Origin of the sequence: Chitinophaga caseinilytica, assembly GCF_038396765.1 — a bacterium.
In the GTDB taxonomy this organism is placed as follows: Bacteria; Bacteroidota; Bacteroidia; order Chitinophagales; family Chitinophagaceae; genus Chitinophaga; species Chitinophaga caseinilytica.
Map to the genome: position 1 here is coordinate 3363531 of NZ_CP150096.1, position 17562 is coordinate 3381092.

The 17562-nt window shown below is 57.3% G+C and carries 11 protein-coding genes; 7 read left to right on the forward strand and 4 right to left on the reverse strand.

Going from position 1 to position 17562, the window contains the following annotated elements; translation table 11 throughout:
• Nucleotides 1-8: 8 nt before the first annotated feature.
• Genes WJU22_RS13760 through WJU22_RS27265 form a run of 4 tightly spaced genes read right to left on the reverse strand, consistent with a single transcriptional unit; the run spans nt 9 to nt 2586 of the window.
• Complete coding sequence (locus tag WJU22_RS13760) at nt 9-1007, reverse strand: metallophosphoesterase family protein (RefSeq protein ID WP_341838759.1); 999 nt, start codon at nt 1005-1007, stop codon at nt 9-11.
• A gap of 59 nt (nt 1008-1066) precedes the next feature.
• The gene (locus WJU22_RS13765) at nt 1067-1570 is read right to left on the reverse strand and encodes an N-acetyltransferase family protein (protein WP_341838760.1); all 504 of its coding nucleotides are present in this window, start codon (nt 1568-1570) and stop codon (nt 1067-1069) included.
• Nucleotides 1571-1573: 3 nt separating this feature from the next.
• The gene (locus WJU22_RS13770) at nt 1574-2344 is read right to left on the reverse strand and encodes a substrate-binding domain-containing protein (RefSeq protein WP_425165456.1); all 771 of its coding nucleotides are present in this window, start codon (nt 2342-2344) and stop codon (nt 1574-1576) included.
• Entirely contained in the window at nt 2245-2586 is a 342-nt protein-coding gene (locus WJU22_RS27265; RefSeq protein WP_425165371.1) for a LacI family DNA-binding transcriptional regulator, read from the reverse strand. The genes WJU22_RS13770 and WJU22_RS27265 overlap by 100 nt, the downstream gene beginning before the upstream one ends.
• A gap of 255 nt (nt 2587-2841) precedes the next feature.
• Between WJU22_RS27265 and WJU22_RS13775 the strand changes: the two genes are divergently transcribed.
• The 7 genes from WJU22_RS13775 to WJU22_RS13805 all read left to right on the forward strand — a co-directional run bounded on the left by WJU22_RS13775 (nt 2842) and on the right by WJU22_RS13805 (nt 17473).
• Complete coding sequence (locus tag WJU22_RS13775) at nt 2842-5997, forward strand: TonB-dependent receptor (RefSeq protein WP_341838761.1); 3156 nt, start codon at nt 2842-2844, stop codon at nt 5995-5997.
• 25 nt (nt 5998-6022) lie between these two features.
• Nucleotides 6023-7594, forward strand: coding sequence for a RagB/SusD family nutrient uptake outer membrane protein (locus tag WJU22_RS13780; RefSeq protein ID WP_341838762.1), 1572 nt, complete (start codon nt 6023-6025; stop codon nt 7592-7594).
• 2 nt (nt 7595-7596) lie between these two features.
• Complete coding sequence (locus WJU22_RS13785) at nt 7597-8487, forward strand: DUF5017 domain-containing protein (protein WP_341838763.1); 891 nt, start codon at nt 7597-7599, stop codon at nt 8485-8487.
• A 6-nt stretch (nt 8488-8493) separates the two neighbouring features.
• Nucleotides 8494-10176: a sodium:solute symporter family protein gene (locus WJU22_RS13790; protein ID WP_341838764.1), complete on the forward strand. Its 1683-nt coding sequence runs from the start codon at nt 8494-8496 to the stop codon at nt 10174-10176.
• Nucleotides 10176-12719 (forward strand): glycerophosphoryl diester phosphodiesterase, encoded by a 2544-nt coding sequence (locus WJU22_RS13795; RefSeq protein WP_341838765.1) that lies wholly within the window; start codon nt 10176-10178, stop codon nt 12717-12719. The genes WJU22_RS13790 and WJU22_RS13795 overlap by 1 nt, the downstream gene beginning before the upstream one ends.
• Before the next feature lie 81 nt (nt 12720-12800).
• Nucleotides 12801-16088, forward strand: a complete 3288-nt coding sequence (locus WJU22_RS13800) for a hypothetical protein (protein ID WP_341838766.1) — start codon at nt 12801-12803, stop codon at nt 16086-16088.
• Nucleotides 16085-17473, forward strand: a complete 1389-nt coding sequence (locus WJU22_RS13805; protein ID WP_341838767.1) for an SGNH/GDSL hydrolase family protein — start codon at nt 16085-16087, stop codon at nt 17471-17473. Before WJU22_RS13800 ends, WJU22_RS13805 begins: the two co-directional genes overlap by 4 nt.
• Nucleotides 17474-17562 lie beyond the last annotated feature (89 nt).

Genomic DNA, 17562 nt, shown 5'->3' on the forward strand with positions numbered 1-17562 from the left:
ACTTGCCTTTATTTCTTCAGCTTCACGGGCGATTTGAATTTTCTTTCCCGGATATAGGGAACAATATCTTCGCCGCTGGCAAAGCCTTTTTCGTTGTAAGCGATACGCTCCGGCGCGGGACCTACCCATTCGCTTTTACAGCCTTCGATACTGATCGTGCCTTTACCCGGATCGATGGTAAGCGTGGTGAAAACCGCGTCGCGATAGGGGCAGGTATAAGCGATCCAGGGATGCGACGCGTGCACCTCGGGCGAATAGCTTTCGTGTTTGTATTTTCCGCCCACCCAATAATACGATGCGGAGTTGATGGTAAGATAGGGGATGCCGTTTACCTGCTGCAGCCGGTCTACATGCGTATGCCCGTTGATGACGAGCACCACGCGGCTTTTGAACCCCGAGATAATATCCTGGACCTCCTGCGCATTGTCTACCGCTGCCGGGCCTTCCAGCGGCTGGTGGCACAGGATGATGGCGGGCCCCTTTCCTTCAGTCAGCTGTGTTTTCAACCATGCGGCCTGTTCGGGGCCGATGTAGGAAGGATAGCCGCCTTTGTGCGCGGGGGAGCCTTTTTCGTTGCCGTTGAGCACGATGAACTGGTAACCGCCTGTCACCTGCGAATAATAAGGCGCCGGAATGCCCCAGAAGCGGGTGCATTGCTCGTTGGTATGGCCGCTGTCGGTATCATGATTGCCGATCACATGCAGACGTTGCCCGTGGCTTTCGTTGAAAGCCTGTATGACGGGGAGGTTCTTTTCATTGGGATAGCAAAAGTCGCCGAGCTGCGCGATGGCATCGGGTTTGCGCTTGTCCATCGCGGAAACGAAGGCCTGTATCCGCGCGGGCCCGTCGTGCATGATGTCGTGGTGGAGATCGGTGAGCAGGCCAAGGCGGAAAATGCTGGAACTGCCGCCGAAGCTCGCTTTCACGAGGTCGGGGATGAGCAGTGTTAAGCCCAGGGGCGCGGCCTGGCGGAGGAATTGCTTGCGGCTGATGTGACGGGTATGCATATGCTACAAGTTAAGTAATACTAATCAAAAAGTTTAGTATTAATTGATGGAAGGAAAACTCATCCCACCCGTTTTCCCATAATCTTCAATCCCACTTCTTTCCCGTCGAGCTCCGCGATATCGGGAAGCGTGCCCCAATCTTCGAACCCCAGTGATCTGAACAGCCGCAAACTTGGTGTGTTATGCGCGAAAATGAATCCCAGCAAGGTTTTCACTTCGAACGACGGTGCGTGTTGGATGGCGTATTTCAGCATTTCCCTGCCGAATCCTTTTCCCCGGAAATTTTCGTCGAGGTAAATGCTGATCTCGACGGTGGCGTTGTAGGCGGGCCGGCCGTAGAACGACTGGAAGCTGATCCACCCCACCATATCTTTTTCTTCGTTTTCCACCACCCACAACGGCCTCCGCTCCGGCGTATGGATATCGAACCAATGTTGCCGGCTTTCGGTGGAAACGGGTTCCGTGTCCGCCGTCACCAGCCGCGATGCTACGGTGGAATTGTAAATGGCTACGATCTGCGGGAGGTCTGCCTGTACGGCGTTTCTATATGTGAGCTGTTCCATGTTTCAGGTAGATTTTCGGACGATGAGCTCCGTTTTCAATACTTTGATGATGGATTTCCAGTCGGCCACTTCCCGGCTGATCTGGTCGATGAGCAATTGCGCCGCTGTTCGGCCGATTTCGCGGACGGGCTGCGATACGGTGGTGAGCGGCGGATCGATGAGGCCGGACACGAAATCGTTGCTGAAACCCACGACAGCTATATCTTCCGGCACCCTTAGCCCGCGTTTCCGGATCACCTGGATGGTTTCGATGGCCGTGGGGTCGTTCACCGCGAAAATGGCGTCGGGCGGGTTTTCCAGGTTCAGCAGGTGGGTGACGTAGATTTTTACTTTTTCGATGTTGAGATCGTAGGAGAGGAGCAGCTCTTCGTCCAGCGGCACATTGTGCTTGCGCAGCGCCGCCTTGTACCCGTTCATCCGCCTTTCACTGATCTTGAGCGACGATGGCCCCGCCAGGTGCGCGATGCGTTTCCGCCCGGATTCGATGAGGTAGTTCACCGCGCGGTAGGCGCCGTCGTAATCGTCCACGATCACTTTCGGCACTTCCATTTCGTCGCACACCCGGTTGAAGAACACGATGGGAATGCCTTTGCGCTGGAAGATCTTCAAATGGTCGTAGTTCCGCGTTTCCCGGGTGATGGATACGAGAATGCCGTCTACCTGGTTGGCCAGCATCACGCGGGTGTTTGCCACTTCGGTTTCATAACTTTCGTCGGACTGGCAAATGACCGTCGAATATCCCGCTTTGCTCGCCACTTCCTGCGCGCCGATGATCGCCGTGGGAAAATAGGAGCTTTTGAACTCGGGGACGATAATCCCGATCGTATTCGTTTTTTTGTAATGAGGCTGATGGCGAGCATATTCCGCTGGTAGTCCAGCTTCTCCGCCAGTTCCAGCACGGCCTGCCGCGTGTCGGGCTTCACGCTCTTGTGGCCCGTCAATGCCCGCGAAACCGTGGATTTGGACAGGTTCAGCTCCTTCGCGATATCGATGATAGTTACCTGGTGCCTTTTCATGATGCTAAGAAACGAATTATTTCAATTGGTGGGAACATTCCCGCAAATTGGGAATGTTCCCAATGTGGGAAAAGTCATTTTTTTGTTCGTGGAATAGCTGTTAGTTGCAATCTTTGGCCATCAATCAAATTCACACGTATGAAAAAGCTGTTGCGCTCCATCGGCTCACCGATGCCGGCTAATGCCACGTTTTCAGAATTGCCGGATTTCTCCGCACTACACGCATAGTTTATCTTTAAAACCTGCTGGTTTATTATGAAAGCTAAGATCTTTTTAATGCTACTGTTGTGTGTTGTGCAGGTCCAACTTACCTATGCACAGGCACAACCTTCCCAGGGCCGCTCTATCACCGGGAAGATCACAGACATGGAGGGGGAGCCGCTCCCCGGAGTAACGATTCTCCTGAAAGGCGGCAAAGTAAACGCCATGACCAACGAAGAGGGTTTGTACAACATCCGTCTTCCGCAGGTAACTGACGCCGTGCTGGTGTTTTCGTTCGTCGGGTTCCACACCAAAGAAGCCCGCATCGCGCCGAACGCCACCGTGTACAACACCAAACTTGAACCTGCCGTCAAAGGCCTGAACGATGTGGTGGTGATCGGATATGGAACGGTAAAACGCAAAGACCTCACCGGGTCGGTAGGCGAAGTGAAAATGGCCGATATGGAAAAGGCCCCCGTTGCCAGCTTCGAACAGGCGCTGGCAGGAAGGGTGGCCGGTGTGCAGGTATCCGCCGCAGACGGGCAACCGGGCGCGGGCATGCAGATCGTTATCCGCGGCAACAACTCCGTAACGCAAGACAACTCGCCGCTGTACGTGGTAGACGGCTTCCCGATGGAAAGCCCGGACAACAACGTCATCAATCCTGCAGAAATCGCATCCATCGAAGTGCTGAAAGACGCGTCGGCCACCGCTATTTACGGTGCGCGCGGCGCCAATGGCGTGATCATGATCACCACCAAACAGGGGAAAGTGGGCGCGCCGGTCGTGAATTACCAGACCTGGCTGGGTGTGATGCAGAACCTGCGCCAGCAGAAGATGATGGAACCTTACGAGTTCGTCAAGTATCAGCTGGAAATGAACCCCACGCTCTATGAGCCCGTGTACCTCAAAGACGGCAAAACGCTGGAAAGCTACCGCGGCGTAAAAGGCATCAACTGGCAAGACCAGGTGTTCCGCGACGCGTTCGGGCATAACCACAGCGTATCCCTGCGCGGAGGCTCCGACAAAACCCGCTATTCGCTCTCCGGGAACGTGTTCTCGCAAGACGGGATCATCATCAACAGCGGGTTCCGCCGCTACCAGGGCCGCGTGGTGATCGACCAGACCATCAGCAGCAAGGTGAAAGCTGGCATCAACGTGAACTACACCGGTACCAAAACGTTCGGGGTATTCGCCAATTCGACAGTGAGCGGCCCGCAAAGCGGTCCCACGGCGAGTTTGATGTACAGCGTCTGGGGATTCCGGCCCGTAACGGGCGACGCCGACAGCGACGCTTCCCTTATCGACGAGCCCTTCGATCCCGATGTGGACCCGCTGAGCGAGTGGCGCATCAACCCGATCATTTCCACCCGCAACGAATACAATCCCGCTTTCAACAATACCCTTATTTCCAACGCCTACCTGGAGATCAAGCCGTTTAAATACATGACGCTGCGGATCACCGGGGGCATGACCAAAACGAACATCCGCCGCGAAATCTTCAACAATTCCAACACCCGCCTCGGCAACCCGAAAAGCAGCGCGCAGGGCGTGAACGGATCGATCGACAATACCGAGATCAATAACCTGCTGAACGAAAACACGCTCAGCTATGTGCGCACGTTCAAAAACAAGCACAGCCTCAACGCGGTGGCGGGTATGACCATGCAGCAGATCCGCTCATACCGCCATGGGTTTGTATCTACACAGGTGCCCAATGAGGCGCTGGGGATGAGCGGGCTCGACGAGGGGATCGTGGCAACGGCGCCGAACGAGAAATCCAGGAACGCGCTGATGTCGTTCCTCGGCCGTGTGAATTACGGCATCGATTCGCGGTACCTGTTCACGGTGTCTTTCCGCGCCGACGGCTCCTCGAAATTCGCGGCCGGCAACAAATGGGCGTATTTCCCTTCGGGCGCGTTCGCCTGGCGGCTGATCGAGGAAAACTGGATGAAAGACATCAGCTGGCTGTCGGACGCTAAGCTGCGCGCGGGTTACGGCCTCACAGGGAACAACCGCGTGCTGGATTTCGCGTACCTGTCTGCCCTCCAGATGTTCATCTATTCCGGTTATTCCTACGGCAATAATATGGAAGCGGGCATCATTCCCAATAACCTGGGCAACAAGGAACTGAAATGGGAAACCACCGGCCAGACGGATGTCGGCATCGATCTCGGCTTCCTGAAAAACCGGATCGCGTTTACGGCCGACTATTACAAGAAAAATACCCGCGATCTGCTGTTGCTGGCCACTTTGCCGGGGTCTACCGGCTACCTGAGCGGCTTCCGCAACGTGGGGAAAGTCTCGAACCAGGGCCTGGAGCTGACGTTGAACACCACCAATGTGCAGACGAAGAAATTCAGCTGGACGTCCAACTTCAACATTTCCTTCAACCGCAACAAAGTGGTGCAGCTCAACGAAGGCGAGCCGAGCCTGGCCACCCGCATCACCTGGGGCAATTTCAACAACGCGTTCCCGTATATCGCTATTCCCGGCCAGCCTATCGCGCAGTTTTACGGGTTCCTGTTTGACGGGGTGTACCAGTACAGCGACTTCAACAAACTGGCGAACGGTTCGTACGTGTTGAAAGACGACGTGCCGAACAACACCATGCCGCGCGCCAACATCACGCCGGGGCATATCAAATACAAAGACATCAACGGCGACGGGCAGGTGGATAACAACGATCTCACGATCATCGGCAATCCCAATCCGAAGCACACCGGCGGTTTCTCCAACAACTTCACCTATGGCGGGTTCGACCTGAACGTGTTTTTCCAGTGGAGTTACGGCAACGATATCCTGAACGCCAACCGGATCGAGTTTGAAGGAGGCGACGTGGTGCGGAATTACCTGAACATGTTCCAGTCTTTCGAAAAGCGCTGGACGCCGGAGAACCAGACGAACGAGCTGTACCGCGTTGGCGGACAGGGCCCGCAGGTGTATTCTTCCCGGACGATCGAAGATGGATCGTACCTGCGGCTGAAGACCGTGGCGCTGGGGTACACGCTGCCGCAGCGGCTGCTGCGCCGGGCGAACATCAAATCGCTCAGGGTGTATGCCGCCGCGCAGAACCTGTATACCTGGACGAACTACACGGGTCTGGACCCCGAGGTGTCTGTCCGCCATTCCGCCCTCACGCCCGGTTTCGACTGGTCGGCCTATCCCAAGGCGCGCACGCTGACGTTGGGGCTCGACCTTACGCTTTAATGATTGAACACTAAAAAGCATTGCGATGAAAAAACGCATTCTCATCATATTTCTCCTGGCGGCCGGTTTCTTCGGCGGTTGCAAGAGCTTCCTGGAAACGGAGCCCGAAGATTTCGTGACGCCCGATAACTATTACAATACCGAAGCCGATCTGCGGCGCGCCCTGAACGGGGTGTACAACCGCCTGATCGACAACTTCGGCCGCATGTATTCCCGCGGGTTGTACAGCTACCTCGCTATCAGCGACGAGTTCTTCTACAAGAACATCACCATTAACAACATCAAAGTGATGGAATTCGACGCGGGGCAGCTGGATGTGGGCCGCTTCTGGGAAACGGCCTACCAGGGCATCGACCGGGCCAACCTGCTGCTCGAGAACGTGCAGCGGCCGAAAATGGACGAAACCCGCCGCAGCATGATACGCGGCGAGGCGTTGTTCCTCCGTGCCTACTTTTACTTTTTGCTGGTGGATAATTTCGGCGGCGTGCCGCTGAAGCTCGTATCCACCAAATCACCGAACGATGCTTACCTGGCGCGCGCTACCGTGAAAGATGTGTATGCGCAGATCGTTAAAGACATGCGGGAAGCCGAAACCCTCGTGAGCGACATCAGCAACTATTCCTACAACGAAACCGTAACCAAAACCGCCGTGCAGGCCATCCTCGCCCGGGTGTACCTCACCATGGCCGGGGAGCCGCTGAAGGATACGGAACGGTATGCCGATGCGCTGGAGTATGCCGACAAGGTAATCGCATCCGGCCGTCATTCCCTCAACCCGGACTACAAACAGATCTTCATCAACCATTCCCAGGATAAATACGACCTGCAGGAATGCATCTGGGAAATCGGGATGTTCGGCAACCAGCTCGGCAGCGCACAGCTCGCCGGTGCCGTGGGCATTGAAAACGGGCTGGAGTGCCCGGACGATAAGATCGGTTACAGCGGCGGCGGCATCCACCCCACCGCGCGGATGTTCGAGATGTACGAAGCAGCCGACCTGCGGAGGGACTGGGCCATCGCACCCTATAAATACGCGGTTGTCAGCGGCGTTACCACCAAAGTGAATTACACGCCCGTCCAGATTTACGACCGTACCATCGGGAAATGGCGCCGTGAATACGAAACGGCCACGCCCAAAAGCAGATCTTACAATTCCACCAACTTTCCCGTGATCCGGTATTCCGATGTACTGTTGATGAAGGCGGAAGCGGAAAATCAGGTGAACGGGCCGAACGGGGAAGCGTACAAGGCACTGAATAATGTGCGCCGGAGAGGATACGGCAAGCCGGTGGATGCGCCCGACGCAACGGTAGACGCGCCGGAGGGATTGGATAAATTGTCGTTCCTGGCGTTCCTGCAAGACGAGCGGGCCCGCGAGCTGGCGTTCGAAGGCATGCGGAAGCACGACCTCCTGCGCTGGGGGCTGTATCTTTCCAAAATGCAGTCGCTCGCCACGGAAATCACCGCCACCGCGCCTTCCGGCTTCCGGTACGCGGCCAATGCAGCGAAGAACGTTACCGCCAGGAACCTGGTGTTCCCCATCCCGAACACCGAAATCACCGTCAACCATCTCATCAAACAAAACCCGAACTGGTAATCATGCGAAAGGTTGTATTTTCCCTGGCCGCAGCCATTGCGCTGGCGGCCTGCAATAAAGACAAGGTGGAGATGCCGGGCTTCGAAGTGCGGACAAGCGCGCAAACCTACAAAGTGGGCGATTCCGTACGGTTCGAGTTCTCCGGCAATCCTGACAATATCACTTTCTTTTCCGGCGAACCGGGCCATAATTACGAATTCCGGAAACGGACGCGCGCCGCCAACGATCTCCGGATCGAGTTTTCGACGCTCGTGCGCAGCGGGCTGATTTATCCCAACCTGCAGCTGATGGTGTCTGGCGATTTCAACGGAAAAGCCACCACGGCCGATCTGGCAGCCGCTACGTGGACGGACATTTCCGACCGGGCAGTCTTTTCCACCGGCACCGACAATACGCCTTCCGGCATCATCAGCCTGAAAGAGTTTTCGAAAGGCCTGCACGATACGGCCCGGGTATACGTGGCGTTCCGGTACACGGATTATAAGAAGCCGCAGGGCCAGAATCTCTGGGCAGTGCGTACCTTCAGTGCCACTAACGTGTCTGACGACGGCGTGGTAACGCCCCTGGCGGTGATGAGCACGGGTGGATGGCAGCAGGTGGATGTGAAGAATCCCGTTCGCGTGTGGACCATCACCACGGCCCAGTTGCTCATGCAAAACAGTAGTGCGACGGTAGACGATAACGAAGACTGGGTGATCAGCAAGGGCTTCGACCCCCGGCAGATAGCGCCGGATGCGGGCACCGCGCTGAAAAACATCAGTACCGTGCTGAGCGGGCATAGTTACGTCTACACGAAACCCGGCACCTACAAAGTGGTGTTCGAGGCTTCGGCGGTGCGGTACAACGGAGAAAAGCGGCTGACGCGTGAAATTACCTTAACCATTACACCATAAGCAGACATGAACGTTGCGATTGATACCTCGGTGATCGTTATTTTTTCGGTATTCATCATGCTGGTGGGCTTTTCCTTTTCACGGACGGGCCGTAACCTGAAATCCTTTTTTGCCGCGGGCGAAGCGGTGCCCTGGTTCATCGGCGGCCTTTCGCTGTTCATGAGCTTTTTCTCGGCCGGCACGTTCGTGGCCTGGGGATCGATCGCTTACAAATACGGCTGGGTGGCGGTAACCATCCAGTGGACGATGTGCATCGGCGGGCTCGTGACCGGCCTTTACCTCGCTCCGAAATGGAAAGCCACGGGCAACCTCACTGCGGCGGAGTTCATCCGCGAGCGGCTGGGGACGGGCGTTCAGCAATCGTATATCTACATTTTCATGGTCGTATCGCTGCTGATCAAAGGCTCGGTATTGTATTCGGTGGCGCGGCTGGTGAGCTCGTCGCTGGGTTTCCCGTTGATGCCCAGCACCGTTGTGCTCGGTTTGCTCATGATCGCCTATACGGCCGTGGGCGGGCTTTGGGCGGTGATGGTGACCGATATTTTACAGTTCGTCATCCTCACGGCGGCGGTCCTGATCATCATTCCGCTCGCGTTCGATGCGGCGGGTGGCGTGGAACATTTCCTGCATTTTTCGCCGGAAGGGTTTTTTGATGTGGTGAATGGAGAATTTTCCTGGGGTTTCATTTTCGCGTTCGCGCTGTACCATATTTTTTACATCGGCGGCAACTGGACGTTCGTGCAACGCTATACCAGCGTGGATACGCCGCGCTCCGCTTCGAAAGTGGCATATCTCTTCGCGGCGCTGTACATCATTAGCCCCGTGCTTTGGATGTTGCCGCCCATGCTCTACAAACTGATCGATCCCACGTTGCAGGGCGCGGAAACGGAAAACGCTTACCTGATGGTATGCAAGCACGTATTGCCCGCGGGATTGATGGGGCTCATCCTCACCGGCATGTACTTCTCGACGTCCGCTTCGGCCAATACGGCGCTGAACGTCGTGTCTGCCGTGTTTACCAACGATATTTACAAAGGGCGGATCAACCCCGCCGCCAGTGATAAAAAACTGATGTCGGTGGCGCGGTTGTCGTCGTGGTGCTTCGGGCTGGGGATGATCGCCATCGCGCTGATCGTTCCCTACATCGGCGGCATCGTGGAATTTACGCTGAGCATCGCCGCGGTAACGGGCGGGCCGCTGCTGGCGCCGCCGATCTGGTCGCTCTTCTCGAAACGGCTGACGGGAAAGGCCACCCTGTACATTACGGGCCTGAGCCTCGCTGCCAACCTGCTTTTTAAACTGGTATTGCCGTTCACTTCCTCCATCAGGCTCGACAGGGCGGAGGAAATGCTCCTGGGCGTGGGATTGCCTTTCCTGATGTTGCTGGTGTTCGAGATATATGCGCGGATGAAAGGCACCGTCAGCGAAGAATTCCTGCAATTGCAGCAGGTGCGCGCACAGCGGAAGGTAGTAGCGCAGGAGCTGGACCCGGAAGAAGCCGCGGCCATCCGCCAGCAGAACGTGTTCGGGCTGAAAGTGATCGCTTTTTCGCTCGCTTTCATCGCGGTGCTGATGTACGTGCTGTGCTTCTTTGCCGCGGGGAGCGCCGTACTGGTGGCCGTGATCGCGACCATCATTCTATTGCTGGCCCTCGTTCCGCTGAGGGCTTCATTCAAAAAGTCTGCGTGATGCTGAAACATACTTTTTTGTGGTTGATAGGTGGCTTGATGACAGGCAGCGCCCTGGCGCAGGACCGCATCTCGCTGGAAAGCGGGGCCGTCCGCATGCAATGGGGCGCAGCGCAGCAAGGGTTCGAGCTGCAAAACCTGTCCATCAAAAAGAACGGGAAATGGCAACCGGTGCCGCATGCAGGAGGGGAATACACCATCCTGTACGCCGCGGACAAACCGTCGCAAAACCCGGAAACGGTGCTCAACGCCGCCGGACAACCCATCCTGTTCCCGGAAAGCATTTATCGCTACATCATCCCGCTCTGGAAGGAACTGACGAGCCCCGTGCAACTGAACACCGCCGGCGAAGCCTGGCATTTCTATCCGGTAGCGGCGAAACAGGAGGGAAGCAAACCCACGTTCTCCGCCGGCAACCACCGTGCGGATATGAAAGCCACCTGGCAGCCAGACCCCGCTTTCCCATCAGACGTGCTCGTTACCATCACCCTCACCGCAAAGGCGGACGGTTATTTTTCCATCGCCACGCCTACCATCGCCAACTGGCGCGAAAACGGTTTCTCCTGGGCCGGGATCCCCGGCTACTTCCAGGGAAACGCCATAGAAAAGGATTTCATCAAATCGGCCGTGTACATGCAGGGCATCCCCGCCAAACCGATCCTGGTACGCGATAGGGCAGCGTCTACACTGGCGCCCTTCGTGGAAGGGAAAAACGGGGTAACGATGTCGGTCATCGCTGCGCCCGGCACGGCCCGCGACCCCTGGGCCGACAGCGTAAAAACGCAGACCGTGTGGCGCCTGGGCCTGTCGCTCATGAACCGGAAAGGGCAACTCACGCCCACGCTGTATCACCCGGTGCTGGGAGAAGAAAACTCGTTCCTCCGGAAAGGCCAGTCAGCCACGTTCTCCTTCCGCTATACTTTGCAAAACGCGGACTGGTACACGGTTTACAAGCATGCCGTGAACGATATCTACCGGTTCCCGGATTTCCTGGCGCTGAAAAGTACGCGTCGCTCGCTGACAGACCGCATCCTGGCCATGCACCGCTACGTTACGAACGATTCTACATCGCTTTGGCGGACGGAAACGTTCCATGGCATGAAAATCGGTGCGCAAGCCTATCTCGGTGGGGTGTACGGTTCGGAGAAAGACGCGATGAAGAACTCCGACTACGGCGCCATGTGGATGCTCGCTACTATTATGAACGATCCGGTGCTGCAGGAAACGCGGCTCCCCTTCGCCAGGAACTTCAAGCTGCAACAGCAGGCGACGGAGCCGGGGTTTTTCCATGGCGCTGCCGCGGGACAGTATTACCTGTCTAAAAGCAAACGGTTTACGGAAGAGTGGGGGCCATACGTGGAACCCATCGCTACAACATATTACGTGTTGATGGACGCGGGGAACGTGCTGCTGTTCAACCCTGGCGATACCGCCATGCGGCGGGAAGTGACCGCCGCGGCCGACCGCCTCCTTTCCTGGATGGATGCGCAGGGCCAGTGGCAGGTGGCGTACGATCAGGCCACACAAAAGCCCATGTTCCGCGAAGTGGACGATCTGCGGCCCACGTTCTACGGCTTGCTCATCGCCTGGAAAATATTGAAACAGCCGCGCTACCTCGCCGCGGCACAGAAAGGGGCCGATTGGTTCATCCGGCATGCCGTGGATTCCGGCCGTTTCCTGGGCGTTTGCGGTGATACCCGCTTTGTTCCGGACTTCGCGACGGCCCAGAGCGCGCAGGCCCTGCTGGAATTGTACGAAGTTACCCGCAAGGAAAAGTATAAAACAGCGGCGGTCAACACCGCGAAAATGTATACCACGTCCATCTTCACGCATCCTGTTCCCAATAATGCGATTAAAAAGGTGAATGGCGTGGAACGGAAGGATTGGGAGATCAGCCAGGCCGGCCTCAGCTTCGAGCACGGCGGTACTTTCGGCAGCGCCAATTACCGCGGCCCGATATTGCTGGCGAGCCATGCGGGCATGTTCGTACGGATGTTCGCGCTCACGAAAGATTCGCTCTTCCTCAACATGGCAAGGGCCGCCGCGCTGGGGCGCGACGCGTTCGTAGACGATGCCACGGGCGTGGCTTCCTATTACTGGGATGTCATGAACAAAGGCGCTGGCCCGTATCCGCATCACGCCTGGTGGCAGATCGGGTGGATCACGGATTATTTGCTGGCGGAAGCGGAAATGCGCTCCGGTGGAAAGGTCGTTTTCCCGCGGGGATTCATCACCCCGAAAGTGGGCCCGCATCAATCGTACGGATTTGCGCCGGGGAAAGTGAACGGGACGGCTGCGAGGTTGCTTCTGCGCCAGGGTTTGCTTTCCTGCGAAAACCCTTACCTGGATTACTATTGCGCGCTCAGTACAGACAATAAAAAATTATTCCTGGTGCTGTTGAATAACGACGATGAAGCCATGTCGGCCTCGTTGCGCATCCACTTTGACCGTATTCCGGTGACGCCGGTTGACCAGAAGGATGTATTCGCGGTGAAGATGAAACCTTACGGAATTCAGATCGTCGAAATCCCTTTGCGTGGATAGATAGCGCCGGTTTCGGGCGAAAGTTAAAAACAAGTTATGAGATCGATCGGGATATGCATTTGGATATGCGTCACCTTCGCTATGTCCGCGAAGGCGCAGCGGAGTTATTTTCTGGAAGCGGAAGATTTCCGGATCAAAGGCGGCTGGATTGTGGAAAAGCCCCCCGGCGCCAACGTCTCCAATCACCAGATCCTGCGCGTCATTTCCGGACAGGTAAAAGCGGCAGACGCGCTGACGGTAATCCGCATCGCGCAGCCGGGCAACTACACCGTTTGGGCCCGCACCATCGATTACCCGCAAGACCGGCCGGGAACGCGCCTTTTCCAGGTGCTGCTGAACGACCGGCCGCTGGAAAACGAATTGGGCCGCCACGGAAAAGCGGGATATTACTGGGAGAAAGCCGGCGCGCTGCCGCTCGATGCCGGTGAAAACGTAGTTCAGCTGCGCGACAGCAAAGGCAACTTCGCCCGGGTGGATGCGCTTTTCCTCACGGCCGATAACATCGATCCCAACAAAAACGAGCCTTCCCCATTCAAAACCCCGCACCAGATCATCCATCCCGAACCAGCGGCGCAGCCTTCCCTCCCGGAAATTCTAATTCCGGAGAACGCCCCCGTGGAAGCCACGCTGGAAAACGAATTCCTGCAACTCGAATGGCGGAAAGGAACGGCCCTCGCCGCCCGCACCGCCATCAAGCGCAACGGGCGATGGGAACATTTGCCAGCCCCGACGGAAGAACATCGCATCCTCCTGCTTTCCGCCGGAAATCCGCAGATCACGTTCGGCGGGTTCTTCCCCGGCTGGAACGGCTCGAAAGGTTACAGCACGTTCACCTGCAACGGAAAAACCTACACCATCATGGAGCCTGAAAACCTGCGGAACCCTTTCCTGTCGGGCGATTTGACGGCCTTTCATGCCATATCCCTCCAAAAGGACGGGCCGCACCGCGTGCGCGTCATCTACCGCGCAGCCGACGGACAGGAAATTTTCGGCGCATGGTCGCTCCAGCCCGGTCATCGCCACTTCCGCCTCGACCTGGCATTCACGCCGCAGAGTCCGGCGTATTACAGCCTGGTGGTGACGGCTTTCCAGGCTACGGCCAGGGAAAAAATCTCCAACGTGCAGCTGCCGCCCATGGTCCAGTACCAGCGTATTCCCGAACAGCCGCTCATGCTCCCGAGCGCCTTGATGCCGCAACCCCTCGCCATTACAGAGCGGAAAGGCGATAGCCTGGCGCTTTTCGTAGCGGGAACGGCTGATGGCTTTCCGCTCGATTGGGCCATGGCAGGCACTTCTGTGATGGGTTTCGGGATTCAGAATGAGCGGAACGGCGTGCAGCCGGTGGTGTATTCGCCGGTACCGGGCTTGCCCGATTCCAGGCTGAAAGCGGGAGAAACATTGCGGCGGTCGTTCTCAATCGGAGCGGCAACCGGCTGGAACGATGCGCTGGCGTATGTTTCAGACAGTATTTATGGCGTCCGGGATTACCGGGCGCAACAATTATCGCTTACGGAAACCATCTTTAACATAACCGACCTTATCCGGAACGACCAAGCCGCAGGATGGGCGCCGGCATTGAAAGGTTTCTTCGACATCGAAGCAGACCCGAAAGCGGCGCCCACCGTGGTGCAATCCGCGCCCCTGGCCGTGATCGCAGCGGCAGTGATGGGGCACGACGAGGCGCTGTTCGTTAGCCGTGCGTTGCCGGTGATCGAGTACACGCTGAGCCGCAGCGGTTTCCGCTGGGCGCAGAAAGGCATGAGCAAAAAAGCGGGAACATTGAGCCCGTTCGGCTCGCAATTCACGACGGCCTATTTCGAAGGATTGCACCGGTTGCTGGGAGACGGCAATCCCTGGTTGAAAAAGATCGCGCTGCCCGATGGGAAAGTGCGCGATGCGGGCGGGTATTCCGTTTCCATCCCGGTGTGGACGCAGGAGCTGGCCGCCTGGCGGTTGACGAAAGACCGCCGCTGGCTGGATTCGGCGCGCGTGCATGCAGATGATTTCGTCAGGACGGAAGTTTACGGTACCAAGACGGTCCCGCTGACGAAACAGCCATTTTACAATACGTCCTTTTACGCCAATTGGTGGGACCTGACCGATCTGTACGACGCCACCGGCAATACATCCTACCTCGATGCCGCAGAATACGCATCGTACCATACGATCGCCGGTGTGCGGAGTTACCCGGCGGTGAAAGATACCGTGCAAACCATCCATCCGGGCAACGCTTACGAAGGAAATACTACGATGTGGTGGAAGGGCGGGGAGAAGTACCGGCTGGGCTTTCCGCGGAAGCCGGGCGACGTGCGCGAAAAGCAGGTGCCCCAGGCGCTGGTATCTCCCGTGGGGCTCGGGTTCGAGCAGCCTTACACGTTTTTCGATCCGGGGAAGCTGGTGCGGCACGTGTACATGAGCAGCTGGGCGCCGCATTTGCTGCGGTTGTACCAGCAACGGCCCAAAAAGATTCTCGAGACATATGCGAGAAACGCGGTGATAGGGCGTTTCACGAATTACCCGGGGTATTATGCCACGGGGTTCCAGGATATCACGATGCAACCGGAATTTCCTTACAAAGGGCCGGACGTGAGCTCGATCTATTATCATCATATTCCGCCGCACCTGGCATTCACGATGGATTATCTGGTTACTGAAATGCAGCAGCGGAGCGGCGGGAAGGTGAATTTTCCCTTCGTGAAACAGGATGGTTTCGTTTGGTTCAATAACCGGGTGTATGGAGGTGGAAAGGGAAAAGTGATGGACGATGAAGGTGTTAGTATCTGGATGAAGCGCGGACTTGCGGAAGTAAACCATCCCGCCGTGAATTTCCTGACAGCGGTGTCTGACAAGCGTTTCTGGATATTGCTCACCAGCGAATCCAACGAGGAATTGACTTTCCCGATAACGCTGGGGGCAGAAGCGCCGGTGGCCGCCAATGCCCGCGCCGCTTTTTTCTCCGACGGGAAGTCGGGCGTGTTGGATGTGGAAGGCCGTTCCTTCAGCGTTTCCATTCCCCCGAAAGGCTTTACGGCTGTTAGTTTGCCGCTGTCCGGAAAGAAACCCCTCCGCCCGAAAATCTCCCCGTTGAAAGAAGGGATGCGATCCACGGATTTTGGCCCCGGTATCGGGAAGTGCTACCTGTTCCGCATCCGCACGCCGTTTGGCTGGGACGCGGTCTACGGTTACCTCGAATCCACGCTTTCCGAAGGCGCCCGCGTCACCATTAACATGAACCACCGCGAAGAAACACTGACGGCATATCCGTTCGAATGGTCGTTCCACCCGCTGCCACCCGGCGAAGAAGCCGCGGTAAAAGTGGTGGTGACCACGAAAGACGGCCGCACATTTGAAAGAAACATGCATTTATGATCCATATCCGAAACCTGACGGGCTTGTGGTGGATGCTGTTAACGGCTCCTGCGCTGGCGCAAAGCAACAGCGACCTGATCGCCGCATCGCAGGCGGGCGCGTCGCCACTGTATTTCCAGGTGGCGCCGGGCACTACGCTGGTGAGCACCGGCAATTTCAATGACCACCGGGAATGCGTTCCCCGCAACGGACTACCGGACTTCTTCGCGAAAGCGGCCGCAGGCAAACCGTTGAAGATCGGTTTCATTGGCGGCAGTATCACGCAAGGCAATGCCGGATACCGGCCGCAGGTGCTGCGGTACCTGCAAAAGATGTTCCCCGCCAATGATGTCTCCGCGCTGAACGCGGGCGTATCCGGCACCGGGACAGACCTCGGCGCCTGCCGCGTGCAGGAACAATTGCTGCAACACCGGCCAGATCTGGTGTTCGTGGAGTTTGCCGTCAATGGTGCGTACGCCGAAGGAATGGAAGGCATCGTGCGACAGGTGCGAAGCGCCGGTGCTGAAATTTGCCTCATTTATACGATCACCGGCCAGCAAACGCAGACCTACGCCGCCGGGGAAATCCCTGCATCCATCCAGGGCCTGGAGAAAGTGGCGGCGCATTACGGCGTGCCGTCGGTACACATGGGCATGGAAGCGGCGCGAATGGAAAAACAGGGGTCGCTGGTCTGGAAGGGCGACGCGAACGACACCCTCGGCCATGTACTCTTTTCAACGGACGGCATCCATCCACTGCCCGCCGGCGGGAATTTGTATGCCGCCGCCGTGGCGAGGGGAATGGAGAAGATGAAGAAGATGCACCGGCGCAAGGGCTCCAGGCCTTTGCCGGCTCCGCTTTTCGCCGACGACTGGTGGAGCGCAGGCATGTATCCGCCGCGGGAAATAGCGGTTTTCAGCGGGGATTGGTCGCAGGTAACGATGCCACAGTTCGCGGCGTGGTTCCCGGTGATGGAAAAGGCTTCCACGCCGGGTGCTTCTTTCAGCTTCCGCTTCAAAGGCTCGGGCTTCGGGATTTTCGACATCGGCGGGCCGGAAGCGGGGCAGATCACCATCGAAGTGAACGGAAAGCCCATGCATGTCGAGCCGCCACTGGTGCCCGGGACGCAGGTGTACCGGCTGCGGGAAGGGGATAGTATCCCGGTTAACAGGTTCAACAGTTTCTGCAACAACCGCTACCGCGGGCAACACCAGCTTTTCACCCTGCCCGAAGGCGAATACACCGTCACCATCCGGCTTTCTTCCCAACGGGCCGACAAGCGCGCGATCCTCGGCGCCAGCCAGGGAACAGACATCCTCCGGCACCCGGAAAGGTACGATCAGACCGTGTTGTACCTCGGCCGGGTCCTCCTCAAAGGGAAGCCCTTGCCGCCGCCGGAACGGTAACGCGATATTTTGGGAATGCTCCCACAAATTGGGAATGTTCCCAGCCTGATTTCTTGCCGGGCGCGCTCACAGCCGTCCCGGCGCGATAC

Excerpts from the sequence above, each read along its gene's own strand:
- WJU22_RS13760 (WP_341838759.1), bottom strand. The coding sequence starts at position 1,007 with ATGCATACCCGTCACATCAGCCGCAAGCAATTCCTCCGCCAGGCCGCG.
- WJU22_RS13765 (WP_341838760.1), bottom strand. The coding sequence starts at position 1,570 with ATGGAACAGCTCACATATAGAAACGCCGTACAGGCAGACCTCCCGCAG.
- WJU22_RS27265 (WP_425165371.1), bottom strand. The coding sequence starts at position 2,586 with ATGAAAAGGCACCAGGTAACTATCATCGATATCGCGAAGGAGCTGAAC.
- WJU22_RS13775 (WP_341838761.1), top strand. The coding sequence starts at position 2,842 with ATGAAAGCTAAGATCTTTTTAATGCTACTGTTGTGTGTTGTGCAGGTC.
- WJU22_RS13780 (WP_341838762.1), top strand. The coding sequence starts at position 6,023 with ATGAAAAAACGCATTCTCATCATATTTCTCCTGGCGGCCGGTTTCTTC.
- WJU22_RS13785 (WP_341838763.1), top strand. The coding sequence starts at position 7,597 with ATGCGAAAGGTTGTATTTTCCCTGGCCGCAGCCATTGCGCTGGCGGCC.
- WJU22_RS13790 (WP_341838764.1), top strand. The coding sequence starts at position 8,494 with ATGAACGTTGCGATTGATACCTCGGTGATCGTTATTTTTTCGGTATTC.
- WJU22_RS13795 (WP_341838765.1), top strand. The coding sequence starts at position 10,176 with ATGCTGAAACATACTTTTTTGTGGTTGATAGGTGGCTTGATGACAGGC.
- WJU22_RS13800 (WP_341838766.1), top strand. The coding sequence starts at position 12,801 with ATGTCCGCGAAGGCGCAGCGGAGTTATTTTCTGGAAGCGGAAGATTTC.
- WJU22_RS13805 (WP_341838767.1), top strand. The coding sequence starts at position 16,085 with ATGATCCATATCCGAAACCTGACGGGCTTGTGGTGGATGCTGTTAACG.